The 16,075-nt window shown below is 64.4% G+C and carries 12 protein-coding genes and 1 pseudogene; 9 read left to right on the top strand and 4 right to left on the bottom strand.

Going from position 1 to position 16,075, the window contains the following annotated elements:
- A partial coding sequence (locus ACFWAY_RS50035; protein WP_378516019.1) for a protein kinase occupies window positions 1–3,177 on the top strand: 3,177 nt, incomplete at its 5' end.
- Between the two features lie 306 nt (window positions 3,178–3,483).
- Here the strand turns inward: ACFWAY_RS50035 and ACFWAY_RS50030 are convergent.
- Both ACFWAY_RS50030 and ACFWAY_RS50025 read right to left on the bottom strand, forming a co-directional pair.
- A complete protein-coding gene (locus ACFWAY_RS50030; RefSeq protein WP_378454008.1) occupies window positions 3,484–4,338 on the bottom strand; it encodes a TauD/TfdA dioxygenase family protein in 855 nt (284 codons plus the stop codon).
- A 203-nt stretch (window positions 4,339–4,541) separates the two neighbouring features.
- On the bottom strand, window positions 4,542–5,897 hold the full coding sequence (locus ACFWAY_RS50025; protein WP_378454009.1) for an MFS transporter: 1,356 nt from the start codon (window positions 5,895–5,897) through the stop codon (window positions 4,542–4,544).
- 449 nt (window positions 5,898–6,346) lie between these two features.
- Between ACFWAY_RS50025 and ACFWAY_RS50020 the strand changes: the two genes are divergently transcribed.
- Window positions 6,347–6,949 (top strand): transposase, encoded by a 603-nt coding sequence (locus ACFWAY_RS50020; protein ID WP_378516018.1) that lies wholly within the window; start codon window positions 6,347–6,349, stop codon window positions 6,947–6,949.
- A 66-nt stretch (window positions 6,950–7,015) separates the two neighbouring features.
- Window positions 7,016–8,029 carry an Lrp/AsnC family transcriptional regulator gene (locus tag ACFWAY_RS50015; RefSeq protein WP_378516017.1) on the top strand — a complete coding sequence of 338 codons (1,014 nt, stop codon included), beginning with the start codon at window positions 7,016–7,018 and terminating at the stop codon, window positions 8,027–8,029.
- A 429-nt stretch (window positions 8,030–8,458) separates the two neighbouring features.
- Here the strand turns inward: ACFWAY_RS50015 and ACFWAY_RS50010 are convergent, their stop codons facing one another.
- Window positions 8,459–9,448 (bottom strand): XdhC family protein, encoded by a 990-nt coding sequence (locus tag ACFWAY_RS50010; protein WP_378516016.1) that lies wholly within the window; start codon window positions 9,446–9,448, stop codon window positions 8,459–8,461.
- A 183-nt stretch (window positions 9,449–9,631) separates the two neighbouring features.
- Between ACFWAY_RS50010 and ACFWAY_RS50005 the strand changes: the two genes are divergently transcribed.
- The 5 genes from ACFWAY_RS50005 to ACFWAY_RS49985 all read left to right on the top strand — a co-directional run bounded on the left by ACFWAY_RS50005 (window position 9,632) and on the right by ACFWAY_RS49985 (window position 14,674).
- On the top strand, window positions 9,632–10,180 hold the full coding sequence (locus ACFWAY_RS50005) for a MarR family winged helix-turn-helix transcriptional regulator (RefSeq protein ID WP_378516015.1): 549 nt from the start codon (window positions 9,632–9,634) through the stop codon (window positions 10,178–10,180).
- A 300-nt stretch (window positions 10,181–10,480) separates the two neighbouring features.
- Complete coding sequence (locus ACFWAY_RS50000; RefSeq protein ID WP_378454014.1) at window positions 10,481–10,867, top strand: hypothetical protein; 387 nt, start codon at window positions 10,481–10,483, stop codon at window positions 10,865–10,867.
- Window positions 10,867–11,736, top strand: a complete 870-nt coding sequence (locus ACFWAY_RS49995; protein ID WP_378516014.1) for an FAD binding domain-containing protein — start codon at window positions 10,867–10,869, stop codon at window positions 11,734–11,736. The genes ACFWAY_RS50000 and ACFWAY_RS49995 overlap by 1 nt, the downstream gene beginning before the upstream one ends.
- The gene (locus tag ACFWAY_RS49990; RefSeq protein ID WP_378516013.1) at window positions 11,733–12,278 is read left to right on the top strand and encodes a (2Fe-2S)-binding protein; all 546 of its coding nucleotides are present in this window, start codon (window positions 11,733–11,735) and stop codon (window positions 12,276–12,278) included. Before ACFWAY_RS49995 ends, ACFWAY_RS49990 begins: the two co-directional genes overlap by 4 nt.
- Window positions 12,275–14,674 (top strand): xanthine dehydrogenase family protein molybdopterin-binding subunit, encoded by a 2,400-nt coding sequence (locus tag ACFWAY_RS49985; protein ID WP_378516012.1) that lies wholly within the window; start codon window positions 12,275–12,277, stop codon window positions 14,672–14,674. Before ACFWAY_RS49990 ends, ACFWAY_RS49985 begins: the two co-directional genes overlap by 4 nt.
- Window positions 14,675–15,034: 360 nt before the next feature.
- Here the strand turns inward: ACFWAY_RS49985 and ACFWAY_RS49980 are convergent.
- Window positions 15,035–15,637 (bottom strand): annotated as a pseudogene (locus ACFWAY_RS49980) (histone-like nucleoid-structuring protein Lsr2); the annotation flags it as partial.
- On the opposite strand from ACFWAY_RS49980, the gene ACFWAY_RS49975 reads away from it, so the two are divergent.
- Window positions 15,597–15,848: a hypothetical protein gene (locus ACFWAY_RS49975; protein WP_378516011.1), complete on the top strand. Its 252-nt coding sequence runs from the start codon at window positions 15,597–15,599 to the stop codon at window positions 15,846–15,848. The pseudogene ACFWAY_RS49980 and the gene ACFWAY_RS49975 sit on opposite strands and share 41 nt — an antisense overlap.
- Window positions 15,849–16,075 lie beyond the last annotated feature (227 nt).

Below are 16,075 nucleotides of genomic sequence, written 5' to 3'. Positions count from 1 at the left end.
GACGCCCAGGAAATCGGCCGCGGTGGCTTCGGCGTTGTCTACCGGTGTATCCAGACTGAGCTGGACCGAACGGTCGCGGTGAAGGTCCTCACCGCCGACATGGAAGCGGAGAACCGGGCACGGTTCTTCCGGGAACAGCAGGCGATGGGCAGGTTGACCGGTCACCCGAACATCGTCCCTGTCCTGCAAGTCGGTGCCACCGCCACCGGCCGCCCCTACATCGTGATGCCCTATCACCTGCAGGACTCCTTGCAGGTGCGGATCCGTGACCACGGTCCCCTGCCATTGAGCGACGCGCTGCGGCTCGGAGTGAAGCTGGCTGGCGCGGTGGAGACGGCGCACCGGCTCGGGATCCTGCACCGTGACGTGAAACCGGCGAACATCCTGCTCACCGACTACGGCGAACCCGCGCTCACCGACTTCGGTATCGCACATATCTCCGGAGGATTCGAGACGGCCTCCGGGACCGTGACGGGCTCGCCGGCATTCACCGCGCCCGAGGTGCTAGCGGGCGATCCGCCGACCTCCAGTTCGGATATCTACGGCCTCGGGGCGACGCTGTTCTGTGCACTCACTGGGCACGCCGCGTTCGAACGGCGCAGCGGTGAGCAACTGGTTGCCCAGTTCCTGAGGATCACAACACAGCCGGTGCCGGATCTGCGTGAGCAGGGAATCTCCGACGACGTGGCGCGCACGATTGAGCGAACGATGTCGACGAATCCGCACGAGCGTCCGTCCGCCGTCCAGCTCGGCGACGAACTCCGTGAGATCCAGCTCCACCGGGGATTTGCGGTCGACGGAATGGCCCTGCAGGGCGTTACGGGGTCCGCGCCGCGGAAACTGCCGGACTCTGTCGTGCGGCGCCTGACGATGGCGCGCACCGTCGGGGACGTCAAGACGAATATTCGCCTGGAACTCACCAGTTTCGTCGGCCGACGGAACGAGGTGACAGAATTCAAGAGACTGTTGTCGGTGTCCCGTTTGGTGACGCTTACCGGGATCGGTGGTGTGGGGAAGACGCGTCTGGCGTTGCGGGTCGCGACCATCACGCGCCGCGATTACGCCGACGGAGTGTGGCTCGTGGAGCTGGGCGAGCTGCGTGACGAGTCGTTGCTCGTCGATATGGTCGCCGCCTCTCTGGGATTGGGTGATCACTCGGCCAGGCCGTTAATCGAGGTGCTGGTGGAGTTTCTGGTGCCGCGTGAGCTGCTGCTGGTATTCGACAACTGCGAGCAAATCGTGGATGGGGTCGCGGGGCTGGCCGAGACGTTGCTGCGGACGTGTCCGGGATTGCGGATCCTCGCCACCAGCCGCGAGCCCCTAGGTATCGGCGGGGAATCAATGTTGCGGGTGCCTCCGCTCACTGTCCCCGACCCCGACCGACCGCCCTCCCTGCAGGGGCTGCCCAGTTACGATGCGGTGACCTTGTTCGCCGAGCGTGCAGCCGCTGCAGTGCCCGGATTCGAGGTCACCGAGGACAACGTTGTCGCGGTGGCCGGGATCTGCCATCGACTGGACGGATTGCCGTTGCCGATCGAGCTGGCGGCGACGCGGTTGCGGGCGATGTCGCCTGAGCAGATCCTTGCGCGGCTGACCGACCGTTACACGCTGCTGACCCGCGGCAGCCGAGGCGCACCCTCTCGTCAGCAGACTCTTCGGCTGTGTATCGATTGGAGCTACGAGCTGTGCACCCCGCAGGAGCAACTGGTGTGGTCTCGGCTGTCGGTGTTCGCCGGTAGCTTCGAACTCGATGCGGTGGAACAGGTCTGCGGTATGGGCCTGGCATCGTCGGTTTTGCTCGATGTCGTGGCCTCCCTGGTGGACAAATCGGTCGTGATCCGGGTGGAATCCGGCTCGGCCGTGTGCTTTCGTCTGCTCGAGACGCTGCGCGAGTACGGTCGTGAGAAGCTCCAGGCCACCGGGGAGTATGTCGAACTGCGTCGGCGGCACCGGGACTGGTATCAGCGACTGACCGCCGAGGCTGAGGCCGAGTGGATCAGCTTCCGGCAACTGGACTGGATCGCACGACTCGAGCGTGAACAGGCGAATTTACGGGAGGCGATGGAGTTCTGCGTGTCCGACAGTCCCGACGTCGGACTGTGCATCGCCGCGAGCTTGCTTCCCTTCTGGCTCTCCCGGAGCTTGCTCAGCGAGGGGCGGTACTGGCTGGGCCGCGTCCTTGCACACCTTCCAGCGGAGCCGACCCTGGAGCGAATCAAGGCGGTGTATGCCGGCAGCGTCCTGGCCGAATTGCAGGGCGACCTCTCCGCGGGGGCGGCACTGGTGGAGGAGGGCCGCGGGTTGGCCGAGCAGACTACCGACGCGGTGAGCCACGCATACATCGAGTACGCGGACGGCCTTCTTGCCCTTTTCAGGGATGATCCGACTCGCGCCTGCGCGCGACTGGAAAGCGCCGGCACCGTTTTCGGCACGCGGGAGGACGCTTCACACGTCGGGGTCCTGCACCGGCTGGGGATGGCCTACGAACAACTCGGCGAATCCCAGCGGGCGATTCACTGTTACGAACAGATCGTCGCGATCACACAGGCGCACGGTGAATCGATGTACCAGTCGTTCGCGCTCTGGGCCATGGGTGACGCGGTGTGGCGCCACGGTGATACCGATCGGGCAGTTCGGCTACTCGAACAGTCACTGCAGTTGACCCGGCGGGTGAACACCCCGCGCACCGCCATCGCGTGCCTCGAGACACTGGGCTCGCTCGCCGCCGAAGCGCGCGACGCGCGACGCGCGGTCATCCTGATGGCGGCCGCCGACGAACTCGGGCGCACGGTGGGCAGCCCCACGGTGGGGTTCCCCCATCTGCTCGTCTCCCGTGAGGAGTCCGAGCAGAGGGCCTATCGGGCGCTCGGCAAGAGCTCCGTGGAGACGGCGCGCCGAGAGGGGCGGCGCTTGGGCTTTGACGCCGCCATCGCCTATGCCCTCGGCGAACGGCTTCCGGACGCGTCGCCTGATACGTCGGTGAAACTGACCAAACGTGAACGGCAGGTCGCCGAACTGATCGCCGCCGAGGGCCTGACCAACAGGGCGATCGCCGCCCGACTGGTGATATCGCCCCGCACCGCGCAAGGTCACGTGGAGCACCTACTCACCAAACTCGGCTTCACCTCCCGCGCGCAGATCGCAGCCTGGGTGGTCGAGCAGGCCCAGCAACGATGACACACGGCCTCGTGATCGATAGCGCAGGGACGGCAATCCTCAATTTCACTGCATCGGGTAGATATTGGAGCGGACGGTCCGTTGTCCGGGCCTAGAGAGGAAGGGAGGTCCAGGTCCGCTTCTCTTCACCCCGAACACCGACGACGCCGTGGAGCACGCCTATCGCGTTCGGATGATCTCCGGAATGTGCACCACCCGCCTGTGTTCTCCTCCTCGATGGTGCTGTCACCGTCATTGATCAGCCCATCGAGGGGATGAGCGCTGCTGGGCGACCGGTGATCGGGTCGCCCTGCAGGCGATCAGGTGTCAGGCCGGGCGGTCGCCTCTGAGGGTGACGCGGTGCATGCGCCTGTAGTGCGGGTGGTAGTCGCCGACCGCGTAGTGTTGCGTCGACCGGTTGTCCCAGATCACCAGGGAGTTCGGTTCCCAACGGAATCGGACCTGATACTCCGGGGTCTTGGCGAGGCCCGTGAGCATGTTTCGTAGCGAGTCACTCAGCTGCGGAGGAACCCCCGAGATGCGTGAGGTGAACAACTCGTTGACGTAGACAAGTCTACGACCGGTTTCCGGATGCTTGCGCACGACGGGGTGGGTCATCGGAGGATACTTTCGGCGTGTTTCCTCGTACCGTGCTTCCCCGTCATCTCCCTGGCGGACAACGCCGGTCAGTTCCTTTTCCCAATCGTGCACGGCCTCGAGCCCGTCGATGAGGTTCTTCATCGTCTCCGGCAGCGCGTCATACGCGGCCGTCATGCTCGACCACAGTGTGTCACCGCCGCAGGGCGGGATGTCCTGAGCGTGGAGGCAGGTCGCGGAATTCGGAGTCGCCTGCCAGGTCAGATCGGAGTGCCAGACGTCGGTTCCGGCTGCGCGACCGCGTGATTCGAGCACCTCGATGAACGGGTTCCCCGGAAGGGAGGGAAAGAATGCACTTACTTCCTGGGGGTCGCCGAACACCTTCGCGAATCGGAGCTGATCTTCTGGATCGAGGTGCTGATCGCGGAGAAACAGGACCTCGTGTTCCAGGAAGGCTGTGCGCAGTTCGGTCTGGCACTGCGGTGTGATCTCGTCACGAAGATCCAGGCCGTGGATGAACGCCCCGATGGTTGGTGTTGCGCGTTCCAGGGTGAATGTTTCGTAGCGTGATTCATTGCTGCTCATAGGGTTTCCTTCCGTCAGCGTGTTATCTGTTACTAGATGGGGCGAATTCTGTGCCGCGGCGGGCGGGGCCTGAACCCCTAGAACACAGGACGGTGAGCACCCCTTCTCCGAGAGGTTGTTCTTTCAGGAGCCGTGGGACCCGATCAGAGTTCGCTGTCATTGTGAGTGCTTCCGTGCCCGAGAGGCGACGTCCATGAGGGGTATCACTCCGAGTAGGTGGGAGTGCGGAGCCCGCTCACGTTATCGGTGCCGATTCCGCTGTCGGCTTGCGTGTCTTTTTTCCGGTTCGTCCGTCCGAGCACCAGTACGCAGACGAACGACAGTGCTGCGGTGACGAAGACATACAGGGAAATGGAGATGGACGCATGAGTTGCGCTGAGTAGTGTGCCGGCAATGAGAGGCGCGATAGCGCTGCCCAAGAGGTTGCCGAGGGTGGTGGCCAACGACAGCCCGCTGTAGCGGACTCGTGCGTCGAACGCCTCGGAGAAATATGCCGGCTGCAGCGCCCACGGGATGTATACGGCGATGGTCGCGGCGACGTAGCAGACAGCGATGAAGCCGTACGAGCCCGAGTCGAGCGCCCAGTAGAGGGGGAAGGCGAGAGAACCAATGAGGGCAAGGCCCAGCAGGAAGAGCCGTTGCCGGCCGAACCTGTCGGAGAGCGCACCTGCGATTGGGGTGACCACGAATCCGACCGCCGAGGTGACGATCACCAGAATCAGCATCGAACTTTGACTCAGGCCTCCCGACTCTTGCGTGTAGACGAAGTTGTACACGGTCAGGAGGTAGAAGAAGATGCCCGGCGACAGGCTGGCGCCGGCGACCAGGAGGACCTGCTTCGGATGTGTGCGAAGAACTTCGATGATGGGCAGGCGCACGACCGCGTGCACACCCTTGACCCGGTCGAACTCCGGGCTCTCCGCGACCTGTACCCGGATGATCAGTCCGGTGATCACCAGTACCGCACTGAGCAGGAACGGAACACGCCACCCCCAGGCCATGAAGTGATTATCGGCCATTGCATCGAGGGGTAGGTACACGGTCATCGCCAGGATCAGTCCGACCGCCACACCCGCCTGCGGCCAGCTGCCGAAGAAGCCGCGACGGCTATCGGGAGAATGCTCCGTCGCCATGAGCGCAGCACCGCCCCATTCGCCGCCGAGCGCGAAGCCTTGCGTCAGTCGCAGCAGCACCAGCAGCACCGGAGCGAAGGCGCCGATGGTGGCATAGGTCGGCAGCAGGCCGATCAGTACGGTGGCGACGCCCATGATCAAGATGGTGACGACCATCATCGATTTTCGGCCCACCCTGTCCCCGAAGTGACCGAACACGATGGCACCGATCGGGCGGGCGACGAAGCCGGCGGCGAAGGTCGAGAAGGCCAGCAGTGTTCCGATGGCCGGGTCGAAGCTGGGGAAGAAGTGATGGTTGAAGACGAGCACCGCTGCGGTGCTGTAGATGAAGAAGTCGTACCACTCGATGGTTGTGCCGATCAGGCTCGCTAGCGCGACCTTCTTCGGCGAGCCTGCGCCCGCTGGTCGTGCGACTGCACCACCCATATTGTGCCTCCCGGCTATTTGGCGAACATGCGATCACGCGGCGCGTGAACCGCGTGGCGAATCAGGGCGTTCTAGGGAGCCTCTGTTTCTGAATAACGTGCACAGTTGAAAACCTGCAAATTACTTAAGTGGTCAATATCTTAACGCTGAGGCTAGTTGTGCGCAAGCTCTCATTTTTGAAAGTTTGAGCCCTCAACCTGCTGTTATGCCGAACCGCGAGACCGCAAGATTCGGGCACTGAGTGACAGATGAAATAGAGCGGAAAATGGATTCTCCGGCCCGAAACGCCGCTACACACCTCGGCGGAATCAGCCACGCATGGCTCGCACGAAGAAATAGACCGTGTGCACAGTTAACGATTTCCACTCGTGGGCGGAAAGCAAGAGAAATCCACGTGGGATTAATTTGCGAAACGTGGTCAGCGGCAAGCTGGCACACCACGAACAGAAATGTCCGCAGAGATGCGGATCCTGACGGGGTTGCCGGCACTCACCCAAGCCGCGCGGGGTGCGATCGTGTGGGACGTCAGCATGGATTCGACCATCGCGCAGGCTCACCAGCATGCGGCGGGCGTGCGCTGGGCTCCCGAGGCACAGTCCGTGCCGCCCGGCGAGGTCGAGATCGAGATCGAGCCCGCCGACCACGCGTTGCGGCGCTCCCGAGGAGGGTGGACCACCAGGACGCATCTGGCCTACCTGGCCGCAGCGGTCCCTGATCACCTCGGCCGCGGCGTCAGCGTAGTCGTCCAGGTCGAACCGACGTCCGGGATCGCCGCTGCGCCCGGAACCGGGGGCGTCCCACGCGAGCAGCCTCAGGGAACTGTTGAGCTCACCGAATTGTGGTGCGAAACCGTCGGCGCTACCACCGATTCCGCGCAGCAGGAGAGCGGGACCGGTCCCAGCCCCGACTACGTGCGCCACAACGCCCGCCCGCTGTCTACCCGCCCGTTGGACGGCACCTTGCTCACCCCTGACGGATTGTGTCCACATGCATCGACCTCGACTTCGTGGGCCGGGAGTCCCGGTTGCGCAACTCGCGCTCAACCACTCTGAGTGGCGCACCTCACGAGACCTGGGTTTTGGCCGATTTCCATAATTTTTACGGCCATAATGTCCAATATGACCTCTCAGGCTGCAGCAGAACTGGACCTTGCAATTATCGGCGCGCTGCAGCTCAACCCCCGCGCTGACTGGGCGGACTTGGCGGAGGCACTTCAGTACTCGCCGAAGACACTCGCCCGAAGATGGAAGCTGTTGTCCGAGAGCGGCTCGGCATGGATCGCGGTGGCTCCGGGCCCGACCTTCCTGAAATTCGGATGTGCCGCATGGCTTGCGATCACCTGCAGACCCCAGAGCAAGCATGACGTTGCAGAAGCCCTGATTGCCGAACCAGCAGTCGACACGGTATCGAGCACATCCGGGACGTCGGACTTCCATGTGATCGTGTTCGTTTCCAGCATTGCCGACCTCACCCGTCTGCTCACCGACCGCATCGAGGTGATCGAAGGAATCAGGTCGGTGGCAACGACGGTCGTGCTCACCAACTACACAGAAGGCGCGCGGTGGCGCGTCCAGGCGTTAGACCTGGAACAGGCCCATCTTCTCCAATTACCCCAGGCAGCGCCCACGCGCAGGAAAACGATTCCATTCCTGGACGATCTCGATCGTTCTCTGCTCGGAGCCCTGGCGAAAGATGGGCGTCAAGCATGGACCACACTCGGCGAGCAATGCGATGTGACCGGACCGACCGCGCGACGCCGCGTCGAAAGGCTGATCGACGGGGGCAGCGTGGCCCTGCGCTGCGAGGGAGCGAACACACTTGTCGGACCAGTCGTTGAGACGACTTTCATGATCACGACCGCACCGAGCGAGTTGAACACGGTCGGCAACCTATTGAGCCGAATTCCAAAATGCCGAATTGCAAACGCCACTACCGGAACCTCGACAATCGTCGCCACGATGTGGTTTCAGACGATTAGCGAGATTGCGCCATTCGCGGCTGCACTCACGCGAGAACTTCCGTCCATCACCATTTCGGACCGGTTCATCAGCCTCCACACATTCAAGAGGGCAGGACATGTCCTTGATCAGGATGGACGAACCACCCGATTGATCCCACGGGCCATCTTCTAGCGGGAACCGAACAATCCGTAACCAGCCGACACCCGGAGCTCTTGGGGGTGACCGGTCATCGATCCGCTTTCGGAAGGGCAGGTCATTGACATCGACAACCCTGTTGGCGCCCTCCTGCTCGGCGCCAACGACGCCAGCCCGAACGCCACCGCCAGCACCAGCCAGTCGCTGAAGATCTCGGGTCGGCGGCGACCCGGCTCTCCAAATTGGCAGGCATGACAGGCCGCGACGACCTGCGAGATGCGGGCGTCGCAATGACGAGGTTGGATAATCGGACACTCCCTGTCGAGACGCCGAGAGCTACATTGCTGCCGGTGCGGGCTGGGAGTGGGTGGACTGGAAGGAGCATCGGGACGAGGTGCTTGCCGGTGCCTCTCCGGCGGCCCGTGAGTTGATGCTCACGCTGCTCGGTGATCCGCCCGGCGGGATCTATGTCGAGGGCCGCGACGATCGGCCCTGGTTGGACCCGATGATGATTTCGGCGGCAATGGAGATGGCGGTCTCGGCTGGTCCACGGTTGCCGATGTCGAGGCCGATCGGGCTCGATAGTGCGGTGAGGTGTTCGGGGCGGAGACCGGCTGCGGTGAGTGCGTGTCGTCGGTTGGCGTCGGCGGTGAGGGACCCCATGGCACCGATATAGGCGAGGGGGTGTGCCCATTTGGCCTCGTCGAGGCATTCGAGGAGGACCGGGATATCGATCTTCGGGTCGTGGGTGAGAACGATGATGACTGTGCGGGAATCGAATCGGCCTTCGTTGCGTTGGCGTGCAATCCAGTCTGATGGCCATTCGCATACGACTTCGTCGACATCGGGAAATCGCTGTGGTGTCGTGAACACGGGGCGGGCATCGCAGATGGTGACGCGGTAGCCCATTCGGGTGCCGAGTAGCCCGGTCTCCGCGGCGAAGTCGGTCGAACCCACTATCACCATCCGTGGCCGGGATGGGAAGCGTCGTATCAGTGTTCCGGATGGGGTCAGGCCGGTGGGGTCGTCGAGTTCGTGTGCGATGCGGTGGGTACCTGCTTCCGGTCCGGTGAGGACGGTCTCGAGGATGACGGTGTCGTCGCGCACTGTCCGTTCGATGAGGTCGGCGAGTTGCGGCATGGTCTCGCGGTCTACTCGTTCTACGAGCACGGTCAGTGATCCGCCGCAGGTCAGTCCGGGTTCGAGGATGTCGCCGGTCGGGCCGTAGTGCTCGATTCGGGGGTGGCCGGTGGTGAGGACGTCGAGGGCGGTCTCGTAGAGGGCGCCTTCGACGCAGCCGCCGGAGATGCTGCCGACCACGGTTCCGTCCTGATGGACGGCGAGCATGGCGCCCGGATCTCGCGGAGAGGATCCGTGGGTGGCGATGACGGTGGCGACCGCGACAGCGCGGTGTGCTTCCCATTCGGTGTGGATGTCGCGCAGGACGGTGTTCACGGGTGCCTCGCAATTCTGTTGGCATCACGGTTCCGGCGACCGGGGCTGGGGAACCATCGCGGTGGTGGCGAGGATCGTACAATAGTTTTGCGCAAAGATAATTACCTGAAATTGTCGTGAGCCGGTCGCCGGCAGGCGAGACTGATTCGCGGCACCGTGCCCTTGTCGAATCTGGAGTGTGAAGTGGCCGAATCGGATCGGGTGGATGGGGTCGGTGAGATCATCCGGCAATGGGCCCGGACGCGCCCGGAACTGGACGTGTCGGCGCTCGAGGTTTTCGGACGGCTGCATCGTAGTTTCCTGCTGTACCGGGCTCAGATCAACGAGCTGTTCGAACAGTTCGGCACGAACGAGGCGGGGTTCGACGTTCTCGCCTGCCTTCGGCGTGCGGAACCGACGTTCCGGCGCACCGCCGGGGAACTGGCGAAGCAGACCTTGATCACCACGGGTGGCCTGACGATGCGGGTGAACCGGCTCGAGGATGCCGGCCTGGTGCTGCGTGAGCGCGATGACATCGACTCCCGCGTGGTGTATGTGACGCTCACCGACGCGGGCCGCAAACTTGTCGACGCTGTCTCGGATGCGCACTTCGCGGAGCTGGCGCGGATGCAGGGTGGACTCGAGGGTGGTCAGCGCGAGCAGCTCGCCGATCTTCTGTTCGTTCTCGAGGGCTCCTTACAGGCTGCCGCATCGGAGAATGTCGCAAAGTCGCTCGGTGCAGCATCTGCATAAGGCTCGTCTTCAAAACTCCTCGGGCGGACGCCCCGGGTCGCTTCACGTGCTCGCGCGCGTTCTTGGGGTAGTACAGCGACGCGTCGGTGGCGGTGTTTCGGTGCAGCCACGGCTGTGACCTGCATCCCTTCGGCGGGTGGTGTGCCTCGGCTCGGTAAGCCTCGCCTGATCGGTGGGGCGACCGTGGCCGAGCTGTTGACCTCGTGAAGCCGAGAACGTTAAATTGTCTTATAGCAAAGATACTTTGCGCTGAGTCTTCTTGGACCGGCATCCGCAGTCCTTTCAAATGGAAAGAGGCACATGAACAAGAGCGGCCTTGCCACGGTGGCTGCGAAGGGCGGCGGCGGCACAGTGATCGCCCTACCCTCGCGCGGCGCTGCGACCCCCGAGCAGAACCCAGCAGACGGCAGGATCGGCGCGCGTGGCTCCCTTGCCACCGTGCTGTTCCTCCCCGACAGGGCCGCCTACGACTGCGTTGGTAGTGAGGATCCGATCGTCGTTCGCGACCATCTTCGGGGCCGGAATCGGCGTAAGTTCGTCTACACCGGATTCTGTTCGGTAGCCGTCCGCGCCGCACTCGACGTCGCCTTCGCGGCCGTCGAGCGGCGCGCCCTACAAGGGGTGAATCACCACATGCATACCGGCTATGGCAGACCGCGCCGCACACTCGTGCGGGGAGCCCGCTGATGCGCACCCAGGCCCTCGGCGCCGGGTTGGTGGCGCAGACCCAATTCGCGATGGCCCCTTTCCGGCTCCATCGCCCCACCACCATCGAGGACGCCCTCGCGATCGTGTCCGAACATCCGGACGCCGTCATCGCCGCCGGCTGCTCGGATCTGGTCGCCCAGATCCGCGAGGGGTGCGCCCCAAACACGTTGGTGTCGCTGCAGAAGGTCGATGCGCTCCGCGCCACCAGACACGAGGCCGGCGTACTTCATATCGGCCCGATGGTGACCCACCACATGGGTGCGACGGACGAGATCGTCGCCGCCGCGATCCCGAACCTCGCGGCGGCATGGGCGTCGATCGCCACGGTTCGGATCCGCTACACCGCGACCGTCGGCGGAAACCTGATGGCGCGGCGGTACCGCTACGAGATGCCGCTGCTTCTCGGGGCGCTCGACGCGGACCTGGTCTTCGACGCCGGCGCGCTCTCCCGCCCGGTCGCGTCGTTGTGGGCACACAGCGGAACCGATCAGCGAGGCCTGTTGACCGACATCACCGTACGAACGGACGACCTCGTCTGGTTCGGATATGAGCGTTCGATGCGTCCGACGGCGACAGTGGCCCTCGCGGTGCGCCGCAACCCCCACGGCACCCTGCAGGTGCGCGCGCAATCGGGATCGGAGTACCGCCACGGATTCGCTCTGACGGCCGATACCTGCGCCCGCGAACTCGATCCGCTCGAGGTGAGTGCGCAGCTTGCCCAGCAGCTACCGGACGATTGTGCCGATTACACCGGCTCGGCGGAGTACCGCCGGCACCTGGTGCGTGTGTTGACGCGCCGCCTGCTCACCGCGGCGTGTGCGCAGCTGAAGGGAACGACAACGAGATGACCGAGTACTCCGATCGCGAGACCGACCGATCCGCTGCCCCCGACGGTGAACTCGACACCTGCATCGAGTTCGCCCTGAACGGCGTCAAGCAGACCGTGCGCGTCGCCGCCAACGCCATCCTGCTCGACGTCCTGCGCAACAACCACGGCTGCAACGGCGTTCGCGGTTCCTGCGAGCGCGGGGTCTGTGGAGCGTGCACCGTGCTCGTGGACGACCTGCCCGTCGCCTCCTGTTCGACCTTCGCGTTCAGCATCGACGGCGCCTCGGTCGAGACAGTGGAAGGGTTGGCCGCGCCCGACGGCACGCTGTCCCCGCAGCAACGTGCATTCTCCGAGTGCGGGGGTTTCCAGTGCGGCTTCTGCACGTCCGGGATGTTGATGCTCACCACCGGGCTGCTGCGTCAGGACCCACAACCTGATCGCGGCACGATCCGCGAATGGATCAGTTCCAACACCTGTCGCTGTACCGGATACGAGATGATCCTCGAATCGGTCGAGCGCGCTGCCGAACTGACCGGTGAGACGAACGGGGAATCCGCGTGACGACGACAGCCGAGTCCTTCACTCACGCCGTCCACTCCGACGCCACGAGCGGCGGATACACCGTGTATTCGCTGCCGACCGCCTCTCCGGACAAGCGAGTCACCGGACGCGATCTGCCGCGCGCGGACGCCGCGGTCAAGGTGACCGGCAAAGCGGTCTACAACACCGACATCGTGCGACCGGGCATGCTGCACGCGAAGGTGCTGCGTAGTCCGCACGCTCACGCTCGTATCGTGTCCATCGACGCGAGCGCCGCCGAGGCACTGGACGGCGTCACCGCGGTACTGACCCGCAACGAAACCGACGGCCTGGCGTGTTACGGCACCATGGTCAAGGACCAGCCGGTCGTCGCGACCGACGCGGTCCGCTATGTCGGCGACATCGTCGCCGCCGTCGCTGCGGTAGATGAGCGCACGGCCCTGGCGGCACTGGACCTCATTCAGGTCGAATACGAGATCCTGCCCGCGGTATTCGACGTTAACGAGGCCCTCGATCCGTCGTCGCCGACCATCCATCCGCTCGAGCCGCGCGGCGGGTTGCCCCCGTACCAGAACGGCGCGTCGGCGTCGCTGCGCAGCGACCACAATGTCAGCTACGAATTCCGGTACAGCACTGGATCACCGGACGTGTGGGACGAGTGCGACCACATCTTCGAGGACACCTTCCTCTTCTCCCGGATGAACCACATGCATCTCGAACCGTTCGTCACCGTCGCGGAGGCAACCGACGAACAGATCGAGGTCTGGACGGCGACACAGAGCCCGTTCAACCTCCGCCAGGAACTCGGGCACGTATTCAACCTCCCCGAAAACCGGATCCGGGTGCACGTCGCCCTGCTCGGCGGCGCGTTCGGAGCGAAGAACGGCCCCAAGGCCGACCCGGTCGCCATCCGCCTGTCCCAGCTCAGCGGCGGCCGGCCCGTGCGGTTCTGCATGAGCACGGAAGAGGGCTTCCTCACCGTGTCGCAGCACGCCGCGAAGCTGATCGTCAAGGCCGGCGTCAAGGCGGACGGCACCTTTATCGCCCGCAAATCGACGGTACTCCTCGACAGCGGGGCCTACGCCGAGCACAGTCCGGCGGTGGCGGAGAAGGCCGGTTATCGGATGCCGGGCGCGTACCGCTGGCAGCACATCGACACCGTCTGCAAGGCGGTCACCACGAACACGGTGCCCGCCGGCGCCATGCGCGGCTTCGGGGCCACCCAGACCACGTGGGCCGGCGAACGTCAGATCGACCTCATCGCGCAGCGACTCGGCATCGATCCCTACGCACTGCGGCTGAAGAACCTCAAGAAACTCGGCGAAGAATTCGTGCCGGGGGATGCGGGGATCGACTCCGACCTCGCCGAGGGGATGCGTCTGGTCGCGGACGCTATCGGCTACCACGACAGGGATCGCCGGCGGAACCGCGGCATGGGAGTGTGCGTCGGCCTCAAGGACAGTGGCGGCGGCAACAAGCCCGCGATGGCGCGGGTCAAGGTGACCGCCAACGGCGACGTCTTCCTGAACTGCGCGCTCACCGAAATGGGCCAGGGCGGGCACTCCGCGATGTCCCAGATCGTCGCCGACGTCCTGCGCACCAGCCGCGACCGCGTCGTGTACACGCGCATCGACACCGACCACACCCCCTTCGATCAGGGCACCAACGCCTCGTCCGGCGTGGTGGTGATGGGACAGGCCGTCCGCAACGCGGCGGAGAACCTGCGTAGACAAGTGCTCGAGTGGGCCGGTGAACAATTCACCCTCGACCCGGCCACCGCAGTGCTCGACGACTGGACAGTGCGCACCCCCACAGGCGAGGTATATCCGCTTTTCCAGCGGATCATGGAGTTCTTCGGCCACACCGGGTTCGAATTCTCGGCCGACGGCTACTACAAAGTGCGTAACGACGCCGACGCGCCCTTGGCCGCCCGATGTGTCTTTTACGAGATCGGGTGGGCAGCAGCCGAGGTCGAAGTCGACCCGGAGACCGGCAGGGTTACGGTCCTTCAGCTCGTGGTCAGTGGTGACGCGGGCAAGGTGATCAACAAGATCGGCTGCCGCGGTCAGGATGAAGGCGCCGCCATACTTGGACTCGCGCAGGCACTGTTCGAGGAAATGCGCTACGAGAACGGTGAACTTCTCAACGCCGAGGCCCTGCTGTACCGCGTCCCACTCGCGGAGGACCTCCCCGAGCGGTTCGTCTCGATCACCCAGGAGCAGGGACACGGCGCCGGTCCCTTCGGCGCCAAAGGCATGGGGGAGGGCGGCATGCTCCCCATCGCCCCGGCAATTGCCCAGGCCATCGCCGACGCGGTCGGCGCCCAGCTTACCGAGTTGCCGATGACACCAGAACGCGTCTTTCGTGCACTCCCACCCGGCGGCGTACCCGGTCTCCCGCCGTTGTCACACGCCTGAATGCAACCGGATGCCACCGGTCCCAATACCCGACCGGCGGCGGATCCGGCCAAACGAAGTGAACGAGCCATGCGGATACACCCGAGGTCGCGGAACAACGAAAAAGTGCTGCCACAAGATCACCGACGGCACATAGCAAAAGAACCCCACGAGCAGACCCGCACACACCCCCAGCGAAATCCCGTACCAGTCGCACCGACCGTCCGCCCGCGTTCATGGCTGTGACACCGGCGCTCTCATCTTCGGTGAGCCTGGCTTCGAAGAGACAGGCAAGGGTTCGTCCACTGAACGTCCGTCGGATTGAGAGAACCCGGCAACCCGGAGTCGGTGGGTCACGCCCAAGAGCCGACACCACTCGGTTCAGCCGCCCACAGCCGGCAACTTTGCCGCAGCGTCATGGAAGGCACGCACGATTGCGGCCGAAATCCGACCGCGGAAGGACACTTCACGGCCCTCCCCGATCGCCCACTCTCGAATCTCCTTGGCCGTCTTCTTCGCCGGAGCCGTGCCCGCCGCCGCTCCCTTCACCGGAGCCTCCTTCTCGACAACCTTCTCCGCGGCCGTCGTCGCCCCTGCCGTCGTCGCCCCTGCCGTCTTCCCCGCTGCCGTCTTCTTCGCCGGAGCCGTGCCCGCCGCCGCTCCCTTCACCGGAGTCTCCTTCTCGACAACCTTCTCCACGGCCGTCGACTTCGCCCCAGCCGTCTTCGCCGGAGACTTCCTCGCGGCTGCCTTCTTCGCAGACGCCTTCTTCGCAGCCGCCTTTCCCGCGACTATCTTCTTCGCGGCCGCTTTCTTCGCCGGCGCCGCTTTTGTCTGAGCCTTCGGTGCCTGAGCGTCATGGAAAGCTTGCACGATCTCGGCCGAAATCCGGCCGCGGGGAGACACTTCGCGACCCTCTCCGATCGCCCACTCTCGAATATCCTTGGTCGTCGTCTTCGCCGGAGCCTTACTCACCGCCGATACCTTCGTGGCAACAATCTTCTCCGCGGCCGTCGACTTCGCCCCAGCCGTCTTCGCCGGCAACTTCTTCGCAGACGCCTTCTTCGCAGCCGTCTTCTTCGGCCCAGCCGTCTTCTTCGCCGGAGCCTTCTTCGCGACCGTTTTCTTCGCGGGAGCCTTCGCCGCGACTATCTTCTTCGCGGCCGCCTTCTTCGCCGGCACCGCTCTTGCCTGAGCCTTCGATGCCTGAGCGTCATGGAAAGCTTGCTCGATCTCGGCCGAAATCCGGCCGCGGGGAGACACTTCGCGACCCTCTCCGATCGCCCACTCTCGAATATCCTTGGTCGTCGTCTTCGCCGGAGCCTTACTCACCGCCGATACCTTCGTGGCAACAATCTTCTCCGCGGCCGTCGACTTCGCCCCAGCCGTCTTCGCCGGCAACTTCCCCGCAGACGCCTTCTT

It is taken from the genome of Rhodococcus sp. NPDC059968 (assembly GCF_042738615.1).
Lineage (GTDB): Bacteria > Actinomycetota > Actinomycetes > Mycobacteriales > Mycobacteriaceae > Rhodococcus_F.
Note: the sequence above shows the minus strand (reverse complement) of the source record. Positions and strands in the feature narration are given on the sequence as shown.